Annotated in this window: 12 protein-coding genes; 6 read left to right on the top strand and 6 right to left on the bottom strand. The window is 42.3% G+C overall.

Features of this window, described 5'->3' with window-relative positions; genetic code table 11:
- The first annotated feature begins 311 nt into the window (after positions 1 to 311).
- Together D1367_RS05890 and D1367_RS05885 are read left to right on the top strand one after the other, a co-directional pair.
- The gene (locus tag D1367_RS05890; protein WP_118164442.1) at positions 312 to 1,538 is read left to right on the top strand and encodes a succinate--CoA ligase subunit beta; all 1,227 of its coding nucleotides are present in this window, start codon (positions 312 to 314) and stop codon (positions 1,536 to 1,538) included.
- 122 nt (positions 1,539 to 1,660) lie between these two features.
- Positions 1,661 to 2,542 carry a succinate--CoA ligase subunit alpha gene (locus D1367_RS05885; RefSeq protein ID WP_118164439.1) on the top strand — a complete coding sequence of 294 codons (882 nt, stop codon included), beginning with the start codon at positions 1,661 to 1,663 and terminating at the stop codon, positions 2,540 to 2,542.
- A 38-nt stretch (positions 2,543 to 2,580) separates the two neighbouring features.
- Here the strand turns inward: D1367_RS05885 and D1367_RS05880 are convergent, their stop codons facing one another.
- Both D1367_RS05880 and D1367_RS05875 read right to left on the bottom strand, forming a co-directional pair.
- On the bottom strand, positions 2,581 to 3,795 hold the full coding sequence (locus D1367_RS05880) for an RNA-guided endonuclease InsQ/TnpB family protein (RefSeq protein ID WP_118164435.1): 1,215 nt from the start codon (positions 3,793 to 3,795) through the stop codon (positions 2,581 to 2,583).
- A gap of 674 nt (positions 3,796 to 4,469) precedes the next feature.
- Positions 4,470 to 5,312 (bottom strand): methyltransferase domain-containing protein, encoded by an 843-nt coding sequence (locus D1367_RS05875; protein WP_118164432.1) that lies wholly within the window; start codon positions 5,310 to 5,312, stop codon positions 4,470 to 4,472.
- Between the two features lie 294 nt (positions 5,313 to 5,606).
- Here D1367_RS05875 and D1367_RS05870 point away from each other — a divergent pair, with 294 nt between their 5' ends.
- Positions 5,607 to 6,941 carry a TrkH family potassium uptake protein gene (locus tag D1367_RS05870; protein WP_118164429.1) on the top strand — a complete coding sequence of 445 codons (1,335 nt, stop codon included), beginning with the start codon at positions 5,607 to 5,609 and terminating at the stop codon, positions 6,939 to 6,941.
- A gap of 208 nt (positions 6,942 to 7,149) precedes the next feature.
- Positions 7,150 to 7,845 carry a potassium channel family protein gene (locus tag D1367_RS05865; protein WP_118164425.1) on the top strand — a complete coding sequence of 232 codons (696 nt, stop codon included), beginning with the start codon at positions 7,150 to 7,152 and terminating at the stop codon, positions 7,843 to 7,845.
- 349 nt (positions 7,846 to 8,194) lie between these two features.
- Here the strand turns inward: D1367_RS05865 and D1367_RS05860 are convergent, their stop codons facing one another.
- Entirely contained in the window at positions 8,195 to 9,325 is a 1,131-nt protein-coding gene (locus tag D1367_RS05860; RefSeq protein ID WP_118164423.1) for a tetratricopeptide repeat protein, read from the bottom strand.
- Positions 9,326 to 10,053: 728 nt separating this feature from the next.
- A complete protein-coding gene (queA, locus tag D1367_RS05855; protein WP_267255555.1) occupies positions 10,054 to 11,241 on the bottom strand; it encodes a tRNA preQ1(34) S-adenosylmethionine ribosyltransferase-isomerase QueA in 1,188 nt (395 codons plus the stop codon).
- A gap of 272 nt (positions 11,242 to 11,513) precedes the next feature.
- Between queA and D1367_RS05850 the strand changes: the two genes are divergently transcribed.
- Positions 11,514 to 11,903: a hypothetical protein gene (locus D1367_RS05850; protein WP_012412259.1), complete on the top strand. Its 390-nt coding sequence runs from the start codon at positions 11,514 to 11,516 to the stop codon at positions 11,901 to 11,903.
- A 70-nt stretch (positions 11,904 to 11,973) separates the two neighbouring features.
- Here D1367_RS05850 and D1367_RS05845 read toward each other — a convergent pair whose 3' ends face one another.
- Positions 11,974 to 12,558, bottom strand: a complete 585-nt coding sequence (locus D1367_RS05845) for a YraN family protein (RefSeq protein ID WP_118164416.1) — start codon at positions 12,556 to 12,558, stop codon at positions 11,974 to 11,976.
- 23 nt (positions 12,559 to 12,581) lie between these two features.
- Between D1367_RS05845 and D1367_RS05840 the strand changes: the two genes are divergently transcribed.
- The gene (locus tag D1367_RS05840) at positions 12,582 to 13,181 is read left to right on the top strand and encodes a pentapeptide repeat-containing protein (RefSeq protein ID WP_118164410.1); all 600 of its coding nucleotides are present in this window, start codon (positions 12,582 to 12,584) and stop codon (positions 13,179 to 13,181) included.
- Positions 13,182 to 13,280: 99 nt separating this feature from the next.
- Here the strand turns inward: D1367_RS05840 and D1367_RS05835 are convergent, their stop codons facing one another.
- Positions 13,281 to 13,658, bottom strand: coding sequence for a hypothetical protein (locus D1367_RS05835; protein ID WP_118164406.1), 378 nt, complete (start codon positions 13,656 to 13,658; stop codon positions 13,281 to 13,283).
- Positions 13,659 to 13,847: the final 189 nt, after the last annotated feature.

Genomic DNA, 13,847 nt, shown 5'->3' with positions numbered 1-13,847 from the left:
TTTGTGACAAATTTATCCAAAGGCTAAGGAAACAATGCTATGTCAGAGGGTTTTGACAGAAATGGTAGTTATCTTCTATGCTTGTTACTTACTGAAGAGATAAATTACATGTTGTGACTCTAGCACCAACAGGTTGGCTATCAAAATTAATGTGCCTAATTGGCTGAAATCGATAAAATTGAACCGTGAAAAATAAATTTTTATAGCTGCCAAAAGCTTAATTCTAAAATAAAAGTGCTGCAAAATATTAAGACATCACTAAGCAAAGGCTGGGAAAGTGTGAATACAAGGTGTATCAATGGGGTGTATCAATGGATTTATTAGAGTATCAAGTTAAAGAATGGTTTGGCAAGATAGGCATTCCTGTATTGCCTTCCCAACGAATTGACCATCCCACAGATTTGAAACGTTTAAAAATTCGTTTTCCAATTGTACTGAAATCTCAAGTACATGGAGCGGAACGGGCAAAAGCAGGTGGAGTCAGGTTTGCGGAGACTACAATTGATGCGATCGCAGCTGCTCAAAATATCTTTAATCTACCAATATGGGGCGAATTGCCAGAAGTTGTGCTGGCAGAATCCCAATACGACGCCAACCAGGAATTTTATCTCGCGGTGGTTTTAGATACTGCTGTTTGCCGACCAGTCCTTTTAGGTTCCAAAGAAGCAAACATCGATTGGGAATCGGCTGGGGAAAAAATGCACCATGTTGTCGTGGAACAGGAATTCTCGCCATTTTATGCCCGACGACTAGCTTTGAAAATGGGTTTGCAGGGGACGCTAATGCAGTCGGTAAGCTGCGTTGTCCAGAAGATGTACCACTTATTTGTGCAAAAAGACCTGGATTTAGTCGAAATCAATCCCTTGGCAGTCAGTGCTACTGGTCAAGTTATGGCTCTTAATGGTAAAGTCAGGGTCAACGAACGGTCGATCAAGCGTCATCCCGACCTCACCGAGATGGCGGCAAAAATCATCAGTCGTCATCCCAGTACCGAGATAGATGGTATATCGGGCGACTGGGATGGTGTGAAAATGCACGGCAAAATCGGTATTTTAGGTAATGGTACTGGTTCAGTGATGGCAACTTTGGATTTAGTCGCTAATGCTGGTGGCAATCCAGGTCTTTGTTTGAATCTACGTCATGCTTTCCTCACTGATACTAAACCAACTACTTTTTGCGATCGCTTAGAAACAGGTCTAAAAATCCTAGAGGATGATAGCAGCATTCAAGTAATATTAATTAACTTTCTGGGTAGCATTCCTCAAACTGAAGAAGTAGTTGAAGTTATAGCCAGAGTTGTGCAGCAAGACAACAGCGAACTTAACTCACAAGTTGTACATTCTAATGGTAGTAAAAGTCGGCGAGAGCAGAATTTTTCACCCTTAGTTGTCCGTCTTGCTGGTTCAGAATTTGATGCTGCGAGAAAGTATTTAGCAACACTAAAAACCCACACCAATGCGCTCCTCGTGGTAGAAAATTTAGATGAGGCAGTAGCGGCAGCAGTTCGTCTGGCTAAACCAACGGCTAAGAAGAAGTAATGAGTGTCTCTTCGTTCAAATTCAAAATTCAAAAAAAATTGACTCAATACGACAGTGTAAATATGTCGTTTTTATGCCCAGTGCCATAGACTACTGGGTTGCCAAACTTACGGTAATTTTTTATGAACTTAACGCCAGACAGCAAAGTATTAATTCAAGGCTTTTGTGAATTTATATCAGGCACTCATGTTGCTCAAATGAAAGCTTATGGTACAAACTTGGTAGCCGGTGTCAATCCTGGATGTGGTGGACAGGAACTGCATGGACTGCCAGTATTTGACTTAGTAGAGGAGGTAATAGAACAATTAGGGGTAATTGACACAACAATTATATGTGTAGATCCATACGACGTGCTAGATGCGGCATTAGAAGCGATCGCATCTAATATTCGCCAAATCATTATTATCACTGCTGGCGTGCCGCCTTTGGATATGGTGCAATTACTCCGCAAAGCCGAAGCCTGTGAAACTTTGGTAATCGGGCCAAATAGTCCGGGGATCATTGTGCCGGGAAAAATTCTTTTAGGTACTCAACCTAGCGAGTTTTATACACCTGGGGCAGTAGGGATCGTTAGTCGTAGTAGTACGCTCACTTACGAAGTTGCTTACGAATTAACAAAAGCAGGTTTGGGGCAGTCGATTAGTGTCAGTATTGGTAGTGATGCGATCGTCGGTTCCTCTTTTCTGCAATGGCTGCAAATTCTCGATGAGGATGATACTACAGAAGCGATCGTTTTAGTCGGTCAACCTGGCGGTGGTAGTGAAGAAGCAGCAGCCCGGTATATTACCGAGGCAATTGATAAACCAGTAATTGCCTACATTGCAGGTAGACTTGCACCACCAGGAAAAACTTGGCGTCAAACTGGGACTTTAGCAACAGTTATCGGACGCGATCCTAACTTTGGCACAGCCCAAAGTAAATTAGCTGCTTTAAAAGAAGCGGAAGTTCCAGTAGCTGAACGTCCTTCTCAGATTCCAGAATTATTGAGAAAGGAAATTAGGTGACGTACCACACACTCCTATCGACGGTGAGTGTGGGCTTCTCAATGACTCCTCTTTGAGGACATTAATTGAGCTTTGAGGGCGTGCGTCCCACGCTCCTTTATGTTTATAGCCGCGTTCAAATCCCTGCACAAACTCGTATGACAAACAGGACAATTGTGCATTCTTTGAGATAACGCTTTTTTAACTTTGTGACCACAGTTAGAACATTCTTGGCTAGTACCGTTAGGATTGACAGCTATTACTTTTAAACCAGCATTTTCGGCTTTTTTTGAAAGTATGGTTATAAACTGTCCCCATCCAGCATCATTAATACTTTTAGCCAGTCTTGTTTTAACTAGTCCTTTGATATTCAACTTTTCAACAGCAACAACATCATACTTATCAAGCAGTGTTTTGGCTGTTTTAAAGTGAAAGTCTTTCCGGGTATCAGCAACTTTTTTATGTTGCCTACCCAGTTTTTGAATAGCTTTTTTACGTCGATTAGAACCTTTTTTACGCCTGGATACTCTACGCTGTGCAGACTTTAATCTACGTTCAGCTTTGCGTAGATGTTTTGGTGCAGCAATCCTAGAACTGTCAGATGCCACATAAAAATCAATCAGTCCAACATCAATCCCAACAATGTTGTTAGGGTTGAAATCAGATTTAATAGTTGGAACCGTTTGATCATCCAAGCTTAGTGTGACATAGTAGCCATTGGCTTTTTTGGTGACAGATACCGTTTTTATGTCAAATCCAGACGCTCCTACGTCGCTACCGCTTGGGCTATCGGGTATTGGGCGATGAACAATTACCTTGGTATCACCAATCTTTGACAGCGTGATTTTGTTATTAGTAAAATAATGCCGCTTAAATTGGGTGTAAGTGAAGGTTTTATACTGTCCTTTACCCTTGAATCTAGGTCTACCAGACTTTTTCCCATTAACATCGCCTTTTAACCATCTATCAAAAGCTAGTTCAACTTTTTTAGGGACTTCCTGCAATACTTGTGAGTGAATCTCTTTGTACCAAGGTCTATCTACTTTAAGTTGAACCAAGGATGCTTTTTGATTGTAGTAATTAGGTTGTTCTTTTAATTCTGGTATGTGACAAATCAATGGGCATCTGTCCCTTGGACAGCGATTCATTTCATACCAGTCAAACCTTTGAGCAAGCAAGTAATTATATTGATAACGCAGCATTTCCAGAGTTTTATCTATTTTCTCTGCTTGCTGTTTAGTTGGCTTGAGTTTGTACTGGTATGATGTCTTCATTTTTTATCTTTTGTTTTTCGACCGACAAACAGGATAACATAAATGTAAAGACAACGTGTAGGCGATGAGGAAAAATAAAGCATTAAAGTAATTCGTAATTCGTAATTCGTAATTCGTAATTAAGTTTTGTAATGGGGATTTAACCCCAACACAAAACTTGCCGGTTTTAGAACCGGGGGACTTAAACCCACGGAACTAGTTAAATTTGAGGATATCAGAGCGTAGATTGAACAAACTACGACTATACGCAAGTCAAAATGATAAAACCATGACTCATGTAATTGAGGACTTTATAGATTCGCTCAAAGTTAAAGATGGCGATTCCGACGCTCGTTCGCGGAGCGTGCCGTAGGCAAGACTCGCTTTCCGCTTCGCTTACATCGACCCCCTGCCCTGTCAATCCGTAGCATTGAATTAGTTGTGGGTCAATTCGTCATCGCCCAAAAAATTCATCTCATCACCTCCCAACGGCAACGGTGAGAGGCTTCTTTTTGTTCAAGCTAATTACAAAAAGCGAAGCAATAATCGAGAAAAGTATTAGGCGAATATAATTCGCTACTACACAAACTTTCGTCCACCTCCGTGGACTACAAAATCAAGGTTTTTAACCCACGGAGGCGGTCACTAGTCCTAAAAGCAATTGGCATTAAACCAACAATAATTTTTACGCCGACCTACTTATTGCCGCACAATAAGCCAAACCGAATTAACCCACGCTGATAACCGCGACGCATTAATCCCAGTGATAATGCCCCTTGGATGGTAGTCCAACCAGCATTTAGTAAGCCCCAAAAAGCTTGGGGAGTGAATGCCGAATCAATTACCACATTCCAAAAGGGGGCGACAGCTGTTGACCAATCGGCGGTGCGGATATTATGTAATGGTAGTTGATGTGCGATCGCTTCATACTCTGGCAAAGAAATCACATAAGGCAAACAATACACCCGATAAATATCCTGCAAATGCTTTTCCTCATCCGCCGTTAGTGGCGACTCATCAGTTGGCCGATGACACCAAGTCACCATAATTAACTTGCCACCAGGCTTCAATACTCGGTAGCATTCCTGGAGAAACTTGGTTTTATCTGGCATGTGTTCACCGCTTTCTAGCGACCAAACCAAGTCAAAAGAATTATCAGCAAAGGGCATTGCTTGAGCATTTGCGACTTGGAATTGTGTTTTCAGACTCAAATTAGCTTCCATTGCGCGTTCCGTTGCTCTGGCAGCTTGCACAGGACTCAGTGTAATCCCTGTAGCCTTAGCATTAAACTTTTGTGCAAGGTATAAAGAACTGCCACCAATGCCACAACCCACATCTAAGATATTGTCTGCTGCTTGTACCCCTGCCCAATTTAGCAGTTCTTCGATTAAATCAATTTGAGCCTGACGACGGTCTTTTTTCTCGATACCATCAGCGCCGTAATAGCCGTGGTGCATGTGTTCGCCCCAAATCTGTTCCCACAGCCCAGAGGAAGCATCGTAAAATTGCTGAATTTGCTTGTAAAGTGTTGCACTCATGAAAAAAGCAGTGTTAAGACAAAGCCGAATTTAAAAAAAAACATATATATAGTATCCCATGTATGTTTTTAATTAAATAAGGGTATTTTTGTTTCTAGAGAAGATCAACTGTAATGTATCCTGCTGGGAAAAATTTCTTAGTTTTACCTTAAAAAACTCTTCTTACTCAAATTAATACCAATCCTCTAAAAAAAGCGAACATATCCAACAAGTATAAACCCAGATTAAATCTAAATTTCTGAATTACGAATTACGAACTTGTACTGAGCGTAGCCGAAGTATTACGAATTAATTATGACTGTTGCTCGCACAATTTGTTTGGGATTTATGGCTGTCATCGCTGTAGGTACTATCCTGTTGATGATGCCTTTTTCAACTAGCAATGGTATGTGGAATAACCTGATTGTGGCGCTATTCACATCCACATCCGCAGTTTGTGTTACAGGTTTATCAGTAGTTGATCCTGGGACTTATTTTTCCTTTTGGGGTCAGTTGTTTATTGCGCTATTAGCTCAGATTGGCGGGTTGGGCTACATGACAACTACCACATTTCTGATTTTGCTTATTGGTCGGAGGTTTGATATGCGGCAAAAAATAGCCATTCAACAAGCTTTAGACCGACCAGGGATGAGTGGTAGCGCCCAAGTTATCCGTTCAATTATTGCCACAACTTTAATTTTTGAAATTACAGGTGTATTCTTACTACTACCAGCTTTCGTTCCTGAATATGGATGGAGTAAGGGACTTTGGTTAGCAATTTTTCATAGTATCAATGCTTGGAATAATGCTGGTTTTAGTTTGTTTAAAGATAACTTAATTGGATATCAGTCATCCTTCTTAGTAGTCTTCACCATCACCATGTTGATTATATTTGGAGGGATTGGGTATCAGGTAATTTTGGAAATGTACCTTTGGTTGCGCGATCGCATTCTCAAAAAAACTAAAAACCAAAGATTTTCTCTAGACTTTAAAGTTGCAACCAGCACAACCTTGATATTATTATTCATAGGGACAGTTGCCTTTTTCTGTATAGAAATCAGAAATCCTGAAACCTTTGGTTCTCTAAATTTACGCGACCAGATATTAGTAGCTTGGTTTCAATCAGTTACTCCTAGAACTGCTGGTTTTAACACTATAGATATTGGCAAAATGACTACTGCTGGTCTATTTATTACGATCGCGCTGATGTTTATTGGTGCAAGTCCAGGTGGTACAGGAGGAGGTATGAAAACAACTACTTTGAGAGTCCTGACGAGTTGTACCAAAACAATTCTCCAGGGAAAAGAAGAAGTTTTATTGTACGATCGCAAAATAGCAATATCTTTAATTTTGAAAGCTGTAGGTGTGTTGGTGGGTTCAGTAGCGACCGTAATTTTAGCTACTATTTTAATCAGCCTTACAGATCCAACATTAGATTTTATTCAAATTTTGTTTGAAGTAGTATCAGCCTTCGCCACTGTAGGGCTTTCTACAGGCATTACAGCAAGTATTTCTACAGCAGCAAAGCTCATCTTAATTATCACAATGTACGTTGGACGAGTAGGTGTTTTACTACTGATGTCTGCTGTACTAGGAGATCCACGTCCTACCAGAATTCACTATCCTGAAGAAAATTTACTCGTGGGATAGTTAGGGAGAGGGAGTAGGGGATGAGGGAGCAGGGGAGGCGTGGAGAGAATAACTAATGACCAATGACCAATGACCAATGACCAATGACTAATGACTAATGACCAAACTGATAAAATATACATTGGAAGGCAAAAAATAAAATTTTCAATTCAAGCGGTATAAGCGTTTTTTGCCCTAAATACAGGGAGCCATAATAAGGATAACAACGGTGAATCTGTCATCATTAAGTTTTTTTCGCAGTTTACGTAAAGATAACCAACAATTTGCTGTAATTGGGTTAGGTCGTTTTGGTAGGTCTGTCTGTTCCACACTGCACAATTTTGGTTATCAAGTGCTGGCAACAGATATTGATGAAAAACGAGTTTCAGAAGCATTAACTGAGGGAATAGTTGGTCATGCTTTGCAACTAGATTCTACAGAACCGGCCGCACTCAAAGAAGCTGGAATTTTTGAATTTGATACTGTAATTGTAGCGATTGGCAACTACGTTCAAGAAAGCATCATAACTACCCTAAATGTGAAAGAGGCTGGTGTACCTCATGTCGTTGCCAAAGCTTCTAGTGAAGTTCACCGTAAACTGTTGCGGCGAGTAGGAGCAGATCATGTTGTTTTTCCTGAGTATGAAGCTGGTTGTGCCTTAGCGCGTACACTTACCAAACCAGCAATCTTAGATCGGTTTGACCTAGACCCAGACAACAGTATTGTAGAGTTGATTGTGCCTGATGAATTTCACGGCAAAACAATCACTGAGCTTCAACTTCGTAACCGCTACGGTTTAAATTTGCTAGCAGTGAGCCAGGATGGAAAATTTCTAATTAATCCTGAACCGACCAAACATTTAGAGCGCGGATCAGCAATGGTAGTTATTGGCTGCAACAAAGATATCAATCGTTTGCCGATTTAAAAAAGTTAGGAGTTAGGAGTTAGGAGTAGAGACGCGATTAATCGCGTCTGTACAGGAGTTAGGAGTAGAGACGCGATTAATCGCGTCTGTACAGGAGTTAGGAGTAGAGACGCGATTAATCGCGTCTGTACAGGAGTTAGGAGTTATTATAGCGGTTCTCGTTTACGTGAGGTACACCCGTAGGGGCACGGCGCTGCCGTGCCCTTACACCTCGCGATATAATGTTGTACCGCATCTGAATGGGAACCGCTATAACTATCAAGGAAAATAAAAGTGCCAGTCCCCAGAATTGATGCTGAATTCTGACGACTGGCGGATGACTTCTTCTTTTATTTCTAACTCTGAGTTTTTATTGTCCGGGACTCGTTGAAGTAGACTGGAATTCAACTGAGACAGGCACATCGCCAGAGTTTGCTGGCGTTTCTGGTTGATTTGGCGTTTGTCGCTTAAGCTTTTGTACTAAATTACTTGTAGTAGCTGTCTGACTGGCTAGAGGCTGCTGTTGCTCACTTTTCTGGGCAATTTGCTGCATTAGCTGCTCAATTTTTTCAGCTTGCTCAATGTTCCCTTGCTGACGATACTCGTTATGGGCACGGTTCAAGACTCTACTAGCTTTCTTGATGTCGCCCTGATTATATAAAGTGACTCCCAAGTTATAGTAGGCTGAGGCATTTTTCGGATTTAGGCGAATAGCTTGCCGATAAACAGAAATAGCCTCAGCAGGTTGACCATGAATTGCTAGCAAATTTGCCATATTGTTGTAGGCTGTGGCATTTTTAGGATCTAGCTGCAAGGCTTGGCGATAACTGGCGATCGCAGGCTCTATCTGACCTTGTTGTTGCAAGGCGATCGCTAAGTTAAAATAAGCGTTGGCGTTGCTGCTATCTAAAGTAATTGCTTTTTGGTATGCTGCGATCGCATCCTCAAACTGTCCTTGTTCATACAGCGCCAAACCTAAATTATACAGCGCTGCTACCCTTGTGGAATCGATCACAAGACTCTGGCGATAAGCTATAATCGCTGCATCTTTTTCTCCTTGTCGGTGCAACACTAACCCTAAGTTGTAATAAGCTTCGCTAAAATTGGGATTAGCTTTAATCGCCTCTGTATATTCTTGTAAAGCTACATCCAGGCGATTTTGCTGCATAAATATATTACCCAGAAAATTCCATGCTGCCCCAAGGTTAGGATCTCGCTGCACCGCTTGGCGAAAAGCATATTCCGCGCCCTGTAAGTCTTGGCGGTTATAGCGCGTGACTCCTTGCTGGAAAAAGCTTGCTGCTTCGAGATCCTGAGAAACTGCGGTTTCTGCTAGCAGCTTGCTTCCTGGAAAATTAGTAATTGCCGGTGCAGCTAAGACTAAAAACACAGAGGAAGCAAACAGAAGTCTGAGCAGGGGTTCTTGCTGAACAGGGCTTCGGTGAAATGTCACCTGAAATAACCAATGTAACCACTGTTCAGGTTGAGATTTTTTAGACATGAGTGGTATACCTGTACTTATGCTTGGATCTTTATAAGTCAGAATACCCACCACAGCATCAAAAATTACAAATCAAAAACACTCTTATTATTGACACTCTCCGACCTAAAGGTACGGAGATTCTTAAGAGATTACGCTCTTAATATCCTGATTTCTCTCTCTTCCCAGGCTGAATGAATTAATATTTGCTTGCTACATAAAAACTGGGATGCTCCCTCCCGAAACTCCCAGTTTCTTTGATATAGCAGTCCTAAATCATTTGTGAAAATTATATATCTCTTTCTTCTTTCTTCCCTTTGCGTCCAACTCTTACGAGACGCTACGCGATGGCGTTCTTCTCTAACGAGACGCTGCGCGTTGGCGGAAGCCTCTCGTAGAGATGGCGGTTCGTTTTCTTATCTATATTTTTCACGACTCTAGGACTTACGCATTGACAGATATAGCCAAATGTGCATTACTTCTCGTTACAAGGCTCTGCCTTGTAATGCTATTCAGGGAGGCTCTGCCTCCTGTCAAACTGGAGGCAGAGCCTCCAAGTATCACATTCCCAGGCAGCAGCCCAGGAACGAGGTAGGGCAAGACTTTTATGTTAATAAGCTTGATATGCACATGATACTCAGTTTGTAAAGTGCGTAAGTCCTAGACTCATTTAGGATTGCTATAGTTGAACGAAATTCTGGTCTTCGGCAGAGCAGAAACCTAGTTTTGGAGATTAATGAATCGGTGTTCTAGATGGCTGACGGCAAAATTAGCATTGCATCGCCGAATGAATAAAAGCGATATCCAAAAGCGATCGCTTCGTTGTATATATTCAATAACCGTTGTCTGCCAATTAGCGCACTTACCAACATCAGCAAACTGGAACGCGGCAGGTGAAAATTAGTAATTAAACCATCCACCACCCGCCATTGGTAGCCGGGATAAATAAATAGGTCTGTTTTGCCGCAAAATGGTTGTAAATTCCCAGATTGAGCCGCCCCTTCTAAGGCGCGTACTGCCGTTGTTCCTACAGCAATAATTCGACCACCAGCTGCTTTAGTGGCGCGGATTTGCTCTACTGTATCGGCGGGGACTTCAATCCATTCTTCATGCATTTGGTGGGTAGTTACATCCTCCACTTCCACAGGGCGAAATGTACCTACACCAACGTGTAGCGTTATAAAAGCTTGATGGATATTGCGATCGCACAACTTTTGTAATAATTCTGGGGTAAAGTGTAATCCTGCCGTAGGAGCTGCGATCGCTCCTGGCTGTTTGGCATAAACTGTCTGATACTGCTCATCAGCAGCCGACGAGGTAGTAATGTACGGTGGTAGCGGCACTTCACCAAATACCTCTAACAGTTGCACCAAAGATTTTCCCTCTGGCACATCAAATTGCAACAAACGCCCCCCGGTTGCTGAGTCTGTTTCTAGAACCGTAGCCGTGAGTTGGGGACTGGGGACTGGGGACTGGGGACTAGGGACTAGGGAAGAATCTTCCCAATCCCCAATCTCTAATCCCCAATCCCCAGTCCCTGCTTGCGTTGCTTCAAAAATAATCTTCGCTCCCTGTTTGAAGCTTTTTCCTGGCTTAACTAAAGCTAACCAACAGTTATGCTGCCGTTCTTCCAACAGCAACACCTGGATTTTACCACCAGTGGATTTATGACCATAAAGCCGCGCTGGAATGACTCTTGTATTGTTCATAACCAACAAATCACCAGGGCGCAGCAGTGTAGGCAAATCATGAAAAATGTGGTGCAAGGGTGCTGTTTCGGTGCCTGTAGTCGGAGAATTAACCACCAGTAACCGCGAGCTATCTCTAGGAACTGCTGGGTTTTGGGCAATGAGTTCTGGAGCTAGTTCGTAGTCATAGCCAGCTACCGAGCAATCTAATTCGGAATTTTTTTCTTGTGGGCTAGATGTATCTTTCAAATTGACTTGTACTAGTTTTTGGTTTATTTAGTATTTATACTCTCTCAAAAAAGCTGGTTTGAGCTTTCCCTTATATTGGAACTTTAAGGCATCTTTGCTCAATTTTCTCGCTAGGCTATAAGATTGTTACTATTAGGTAACACGGAAAAATTAACATAAAAATTGGGTAAACCTCCCCATCTAAAAACGGGGGCTTTTACCCTACCGGGAACAGGCAATGATTGACGAATATAGATATGTAGGATTGGCTTTGATCCCAAGCACCAACAAACATGGAATACTTGTACTATCTGGCAAATGCCAGTCTAACCCTGAGGGTCGTTCAACACCTGCACGCTAGACCCCAGACACCAGTTTCTTTCGTCACCGTAATTCATCAAATTGATGGCTGGGTGGTTAGGATCAAACTCAAAGGTCAAGTCTCGCCCCAAGAAGATGGCGACTTTCGCGCTTTTCTAAATGAATTAGGAATTAGCTACGAACCGCCAATGAGGGTACAGATGGCACTTTGGAGTTTGGAAGCCGGACAGTGCCCTGTAGACGTAATGCGTCGCTATCAGGTTGCGATCGTCTCTCATGGTAGCCCAGAGAGAGATGAAATCGAGGCGTTCCGGCAACAATTTGTCCGTGGCTTAGGCTACTGTCCAGAAACCTTGGCGTGACTCTATTTGGTTATAACGCCACCACAAAATTATTGGTCATTGGTAATCAAAATATTTTATCGATTACCGATTAACCATTATCAATTGAAGAGTCGAAAGCTGCTAGAATGTATTCTTGCAGCTTAAACTTATATCCGGCGGCTGATGAAGTAGCTAGAGCTTCCTCGCTTGCTGTAACCCCAGTCAGATTTTTTGATATCCTTTGACAGTAGACAATAGCAACATCAAATCGACAAGAATAATCTGCCTTCTCAGGGCACTGAGCTAAAAACATTCCAGCCGTCCGCCAGATTTTTGCTTGCTTTTGTAGGGTGATTGCGCTTCTTCCCCCTGCATCCCAACTACCTGAACTGCGGGTTTTGACTTCCACAAATGCTAATAATGACTGGGGAGTGGGGAGTGGGGAGTGGGGACTTGTACTGAGCGACTTGTGCCAAGCGTTGCCGAGGTAAGCCGAAGTAGTGGGGTCTTCTCCCCTGCTCCCCTGCTCTTTCTTTGTTACTCCATGATATTCAGCAATAATATCGATTTCCCCCCAGCGACTAGAAAAGCGACGATGGAGAATTATCCAACCTGTAGATTGCAACCATTGGGCTACTAGGTCTTCTCCTAATGAACCAATATCTGGATAATGAGATGAAGGAAGGTTAGCCATTGACTAAAAATATTATGAATTTTATGAATTCTAGGTTAAGCGATGCCTGCGGCGGGCTACGCCTACGCATAACAGGTTCTAAGCTAAACTCATCCCGTACTGAGTTAGGGCGCAAAAAGTATAAAACAGACCATAAAATTTGGGCAAGTATACTTAGCTTATTCCTTTGGGGAATAGTTGGCATCACGGCAACCGTCGGTTTTGCTCCCACAGCTTTGGCACTTGAATATAATAAAGAAATTTTGGTTGACGCTGATTTCTCAGGACGTGATTTAACAGATTCCAGCTTCACCAAAGCTAATCTCCGCCAGAGCAACTTTAGCCATGCTAATTTGCAGGGTGTCAGTTTCTTTGCAGCAAATTTGGAGTCTGTGAATTTGGAGGGAGCTGACTTGAGAAATGCCACTTTAGACTCAGCTCGTTTAGTTAGAGCAAATTTGACAAATGCACTGTTAGAGGGTGCTTTTGCTGCTAACGCCAGATTTGATGGCGCAATCATTGACGGGGCAGATTTTACCGATACGCTGCTGCGTTCAGATGAGCAAAAAAAATTGTGCAAGCTTGCCAAAGGAACTAATCCCATTACAGGACGAGATACGCGTGACACGTTATTTTGTCCTTAGTATTTTCTAGCTGGGAATTGGGAATCGAGCATTGCTTATTCCCCATTCCCTACTCCCTACTCCCCATTCCCTACTCCCCACTTAGAAAATATTGAGCAACTACCAACCACTAGCACCAATCTTTTGACAAACAATTTTCATTCCTTTGCCTGGTGAAGAACTTGCTACAAAAGGGATTTCTCCTTTTTCCTTATCCTCTTCAAGTAGCTGTCCTTCTGGCCCGTAAATCGCAATGCGATCGCGAAACAGCCGCGATTCTTTGCACGATGCATCAAAGGTAGTCTCGAAGATGCCATCACCGTACATCCCGTAAAGCTTGTATGTCGTGCCCTGAATGGTTTCCGTGTCCAGAGCTACGCTGTTTCCCAATTTATCATGCCCTACAGTGATATATCTTTCTGCATCTTGAGCGAACGCACTGCCACTGCTCAATAGAATAGCGATCGCTCCCACTATACCGCCTATCTTAAAATACATACGCTTTAAAAATATAAGATTTCATATATTTTTATCCGCAATCAAAGTGGTTCTATCAGGGTAGAAGTACTGAAACAATATGTAGCAAGGCATTATAAATAGTTAGTTAGACCTTATTTGTAAGTATGAGAAGTCCTGCTGAAGTGAGTAGATGGTAATTCCAAAGCCAAGAACCTAAATTTTTGATCT

It is taken from the genome of Nostoc sphaeroides (assembly GCF_003443655.1).
GTDB classification, from domain to species: Bacteria; Cyanobacteriota; Cyanobacteriia; order Cyanobacteriales; family Nostocaceae; genus Nostoc; species Nostoc sphaeroides.
The sequence above is the reverse complement of the archived record's forward strand: the minus strand, read 5'-3'. Positions and strand labels throughout refer to the sequence as shown.

What these genes read in the sequence shown, in the direction of transcription:
- D1367_RS05835 (WP_118164406.1), bottom strand. Translation starts at nt 13,658, where the DNA reads ATGTATTTTAAGATAGGCGGTATAGTGGGAGCGATCGCTATTCTATTG.
- D1367_RS05885 (WP_118164439.1), top strand. Translation starts at nt 1,661, where the DNA reads ATGAACTTAACGCCAGACAGCAAAGTATTAATTCAAGGCTTTTGTGAA.
- D1367_RS05890 (WP_118164442.1), top strand. Translation starts at nt 312, where the DNA reads ATGGATTTATTAGAGTATCAAGTTAAAGAATGGTTTGGCAAGATAGGC.
- D1367_RS05870 (WP_118164429.1), top strand. Translation starts at nt 5,607, where the DNA reads ATGACTGTTGCTCGCACAATTTGTTTGGGATTTATGGCTGTCATCGCT.
- D1367_RS05850 (WP_012412259.1), top strand. Translation starts at nt 11,514, where the DNA reads ATGGAATACTTGTACTATCTGGCAAATGCCAGTCTAACCCTGAGGGTC.
- D1367_RS05840 (WP_118164410.1), top strand. Translation starts at nt 12,582, where the DNA reads ATGAATTCTAGGTTAAGCGATGCCTGCGGCGGGCTACGCCTACGCATA.
- D1367_RS05875 (WP_118164432.1), bottom strand. Translation starts at nt 5,312, where the DNA reads ATGAGTGCAACACTTTACAAGCAAATTCAGCAATTTTACGATGCTTCC.
- D1367_RS05845 (WP_118164416.1), bottom strand. Translation starts at nt 12,558, where the DNA reads ATGGCTAACCTTCCTTCATCTCATTATCCAGATATTGGTTCATTAGGA.
- D1367_RS05880 (WP_118164435.1), bottom strand. Translation starts at nt 3,795, where the DNA reads ATGAAGACATCATACCAGTACAAACTCAAGCCAACTAAACAGCAAGCA.
- D1367_RS05860 (WP_118164423.1), bottom strand. Translation starts at nt 9,325, where the DNA reads ATGTCTAAAAAATCTCAACCTGAACAGTGGTTACATTGGTTATTTCAG.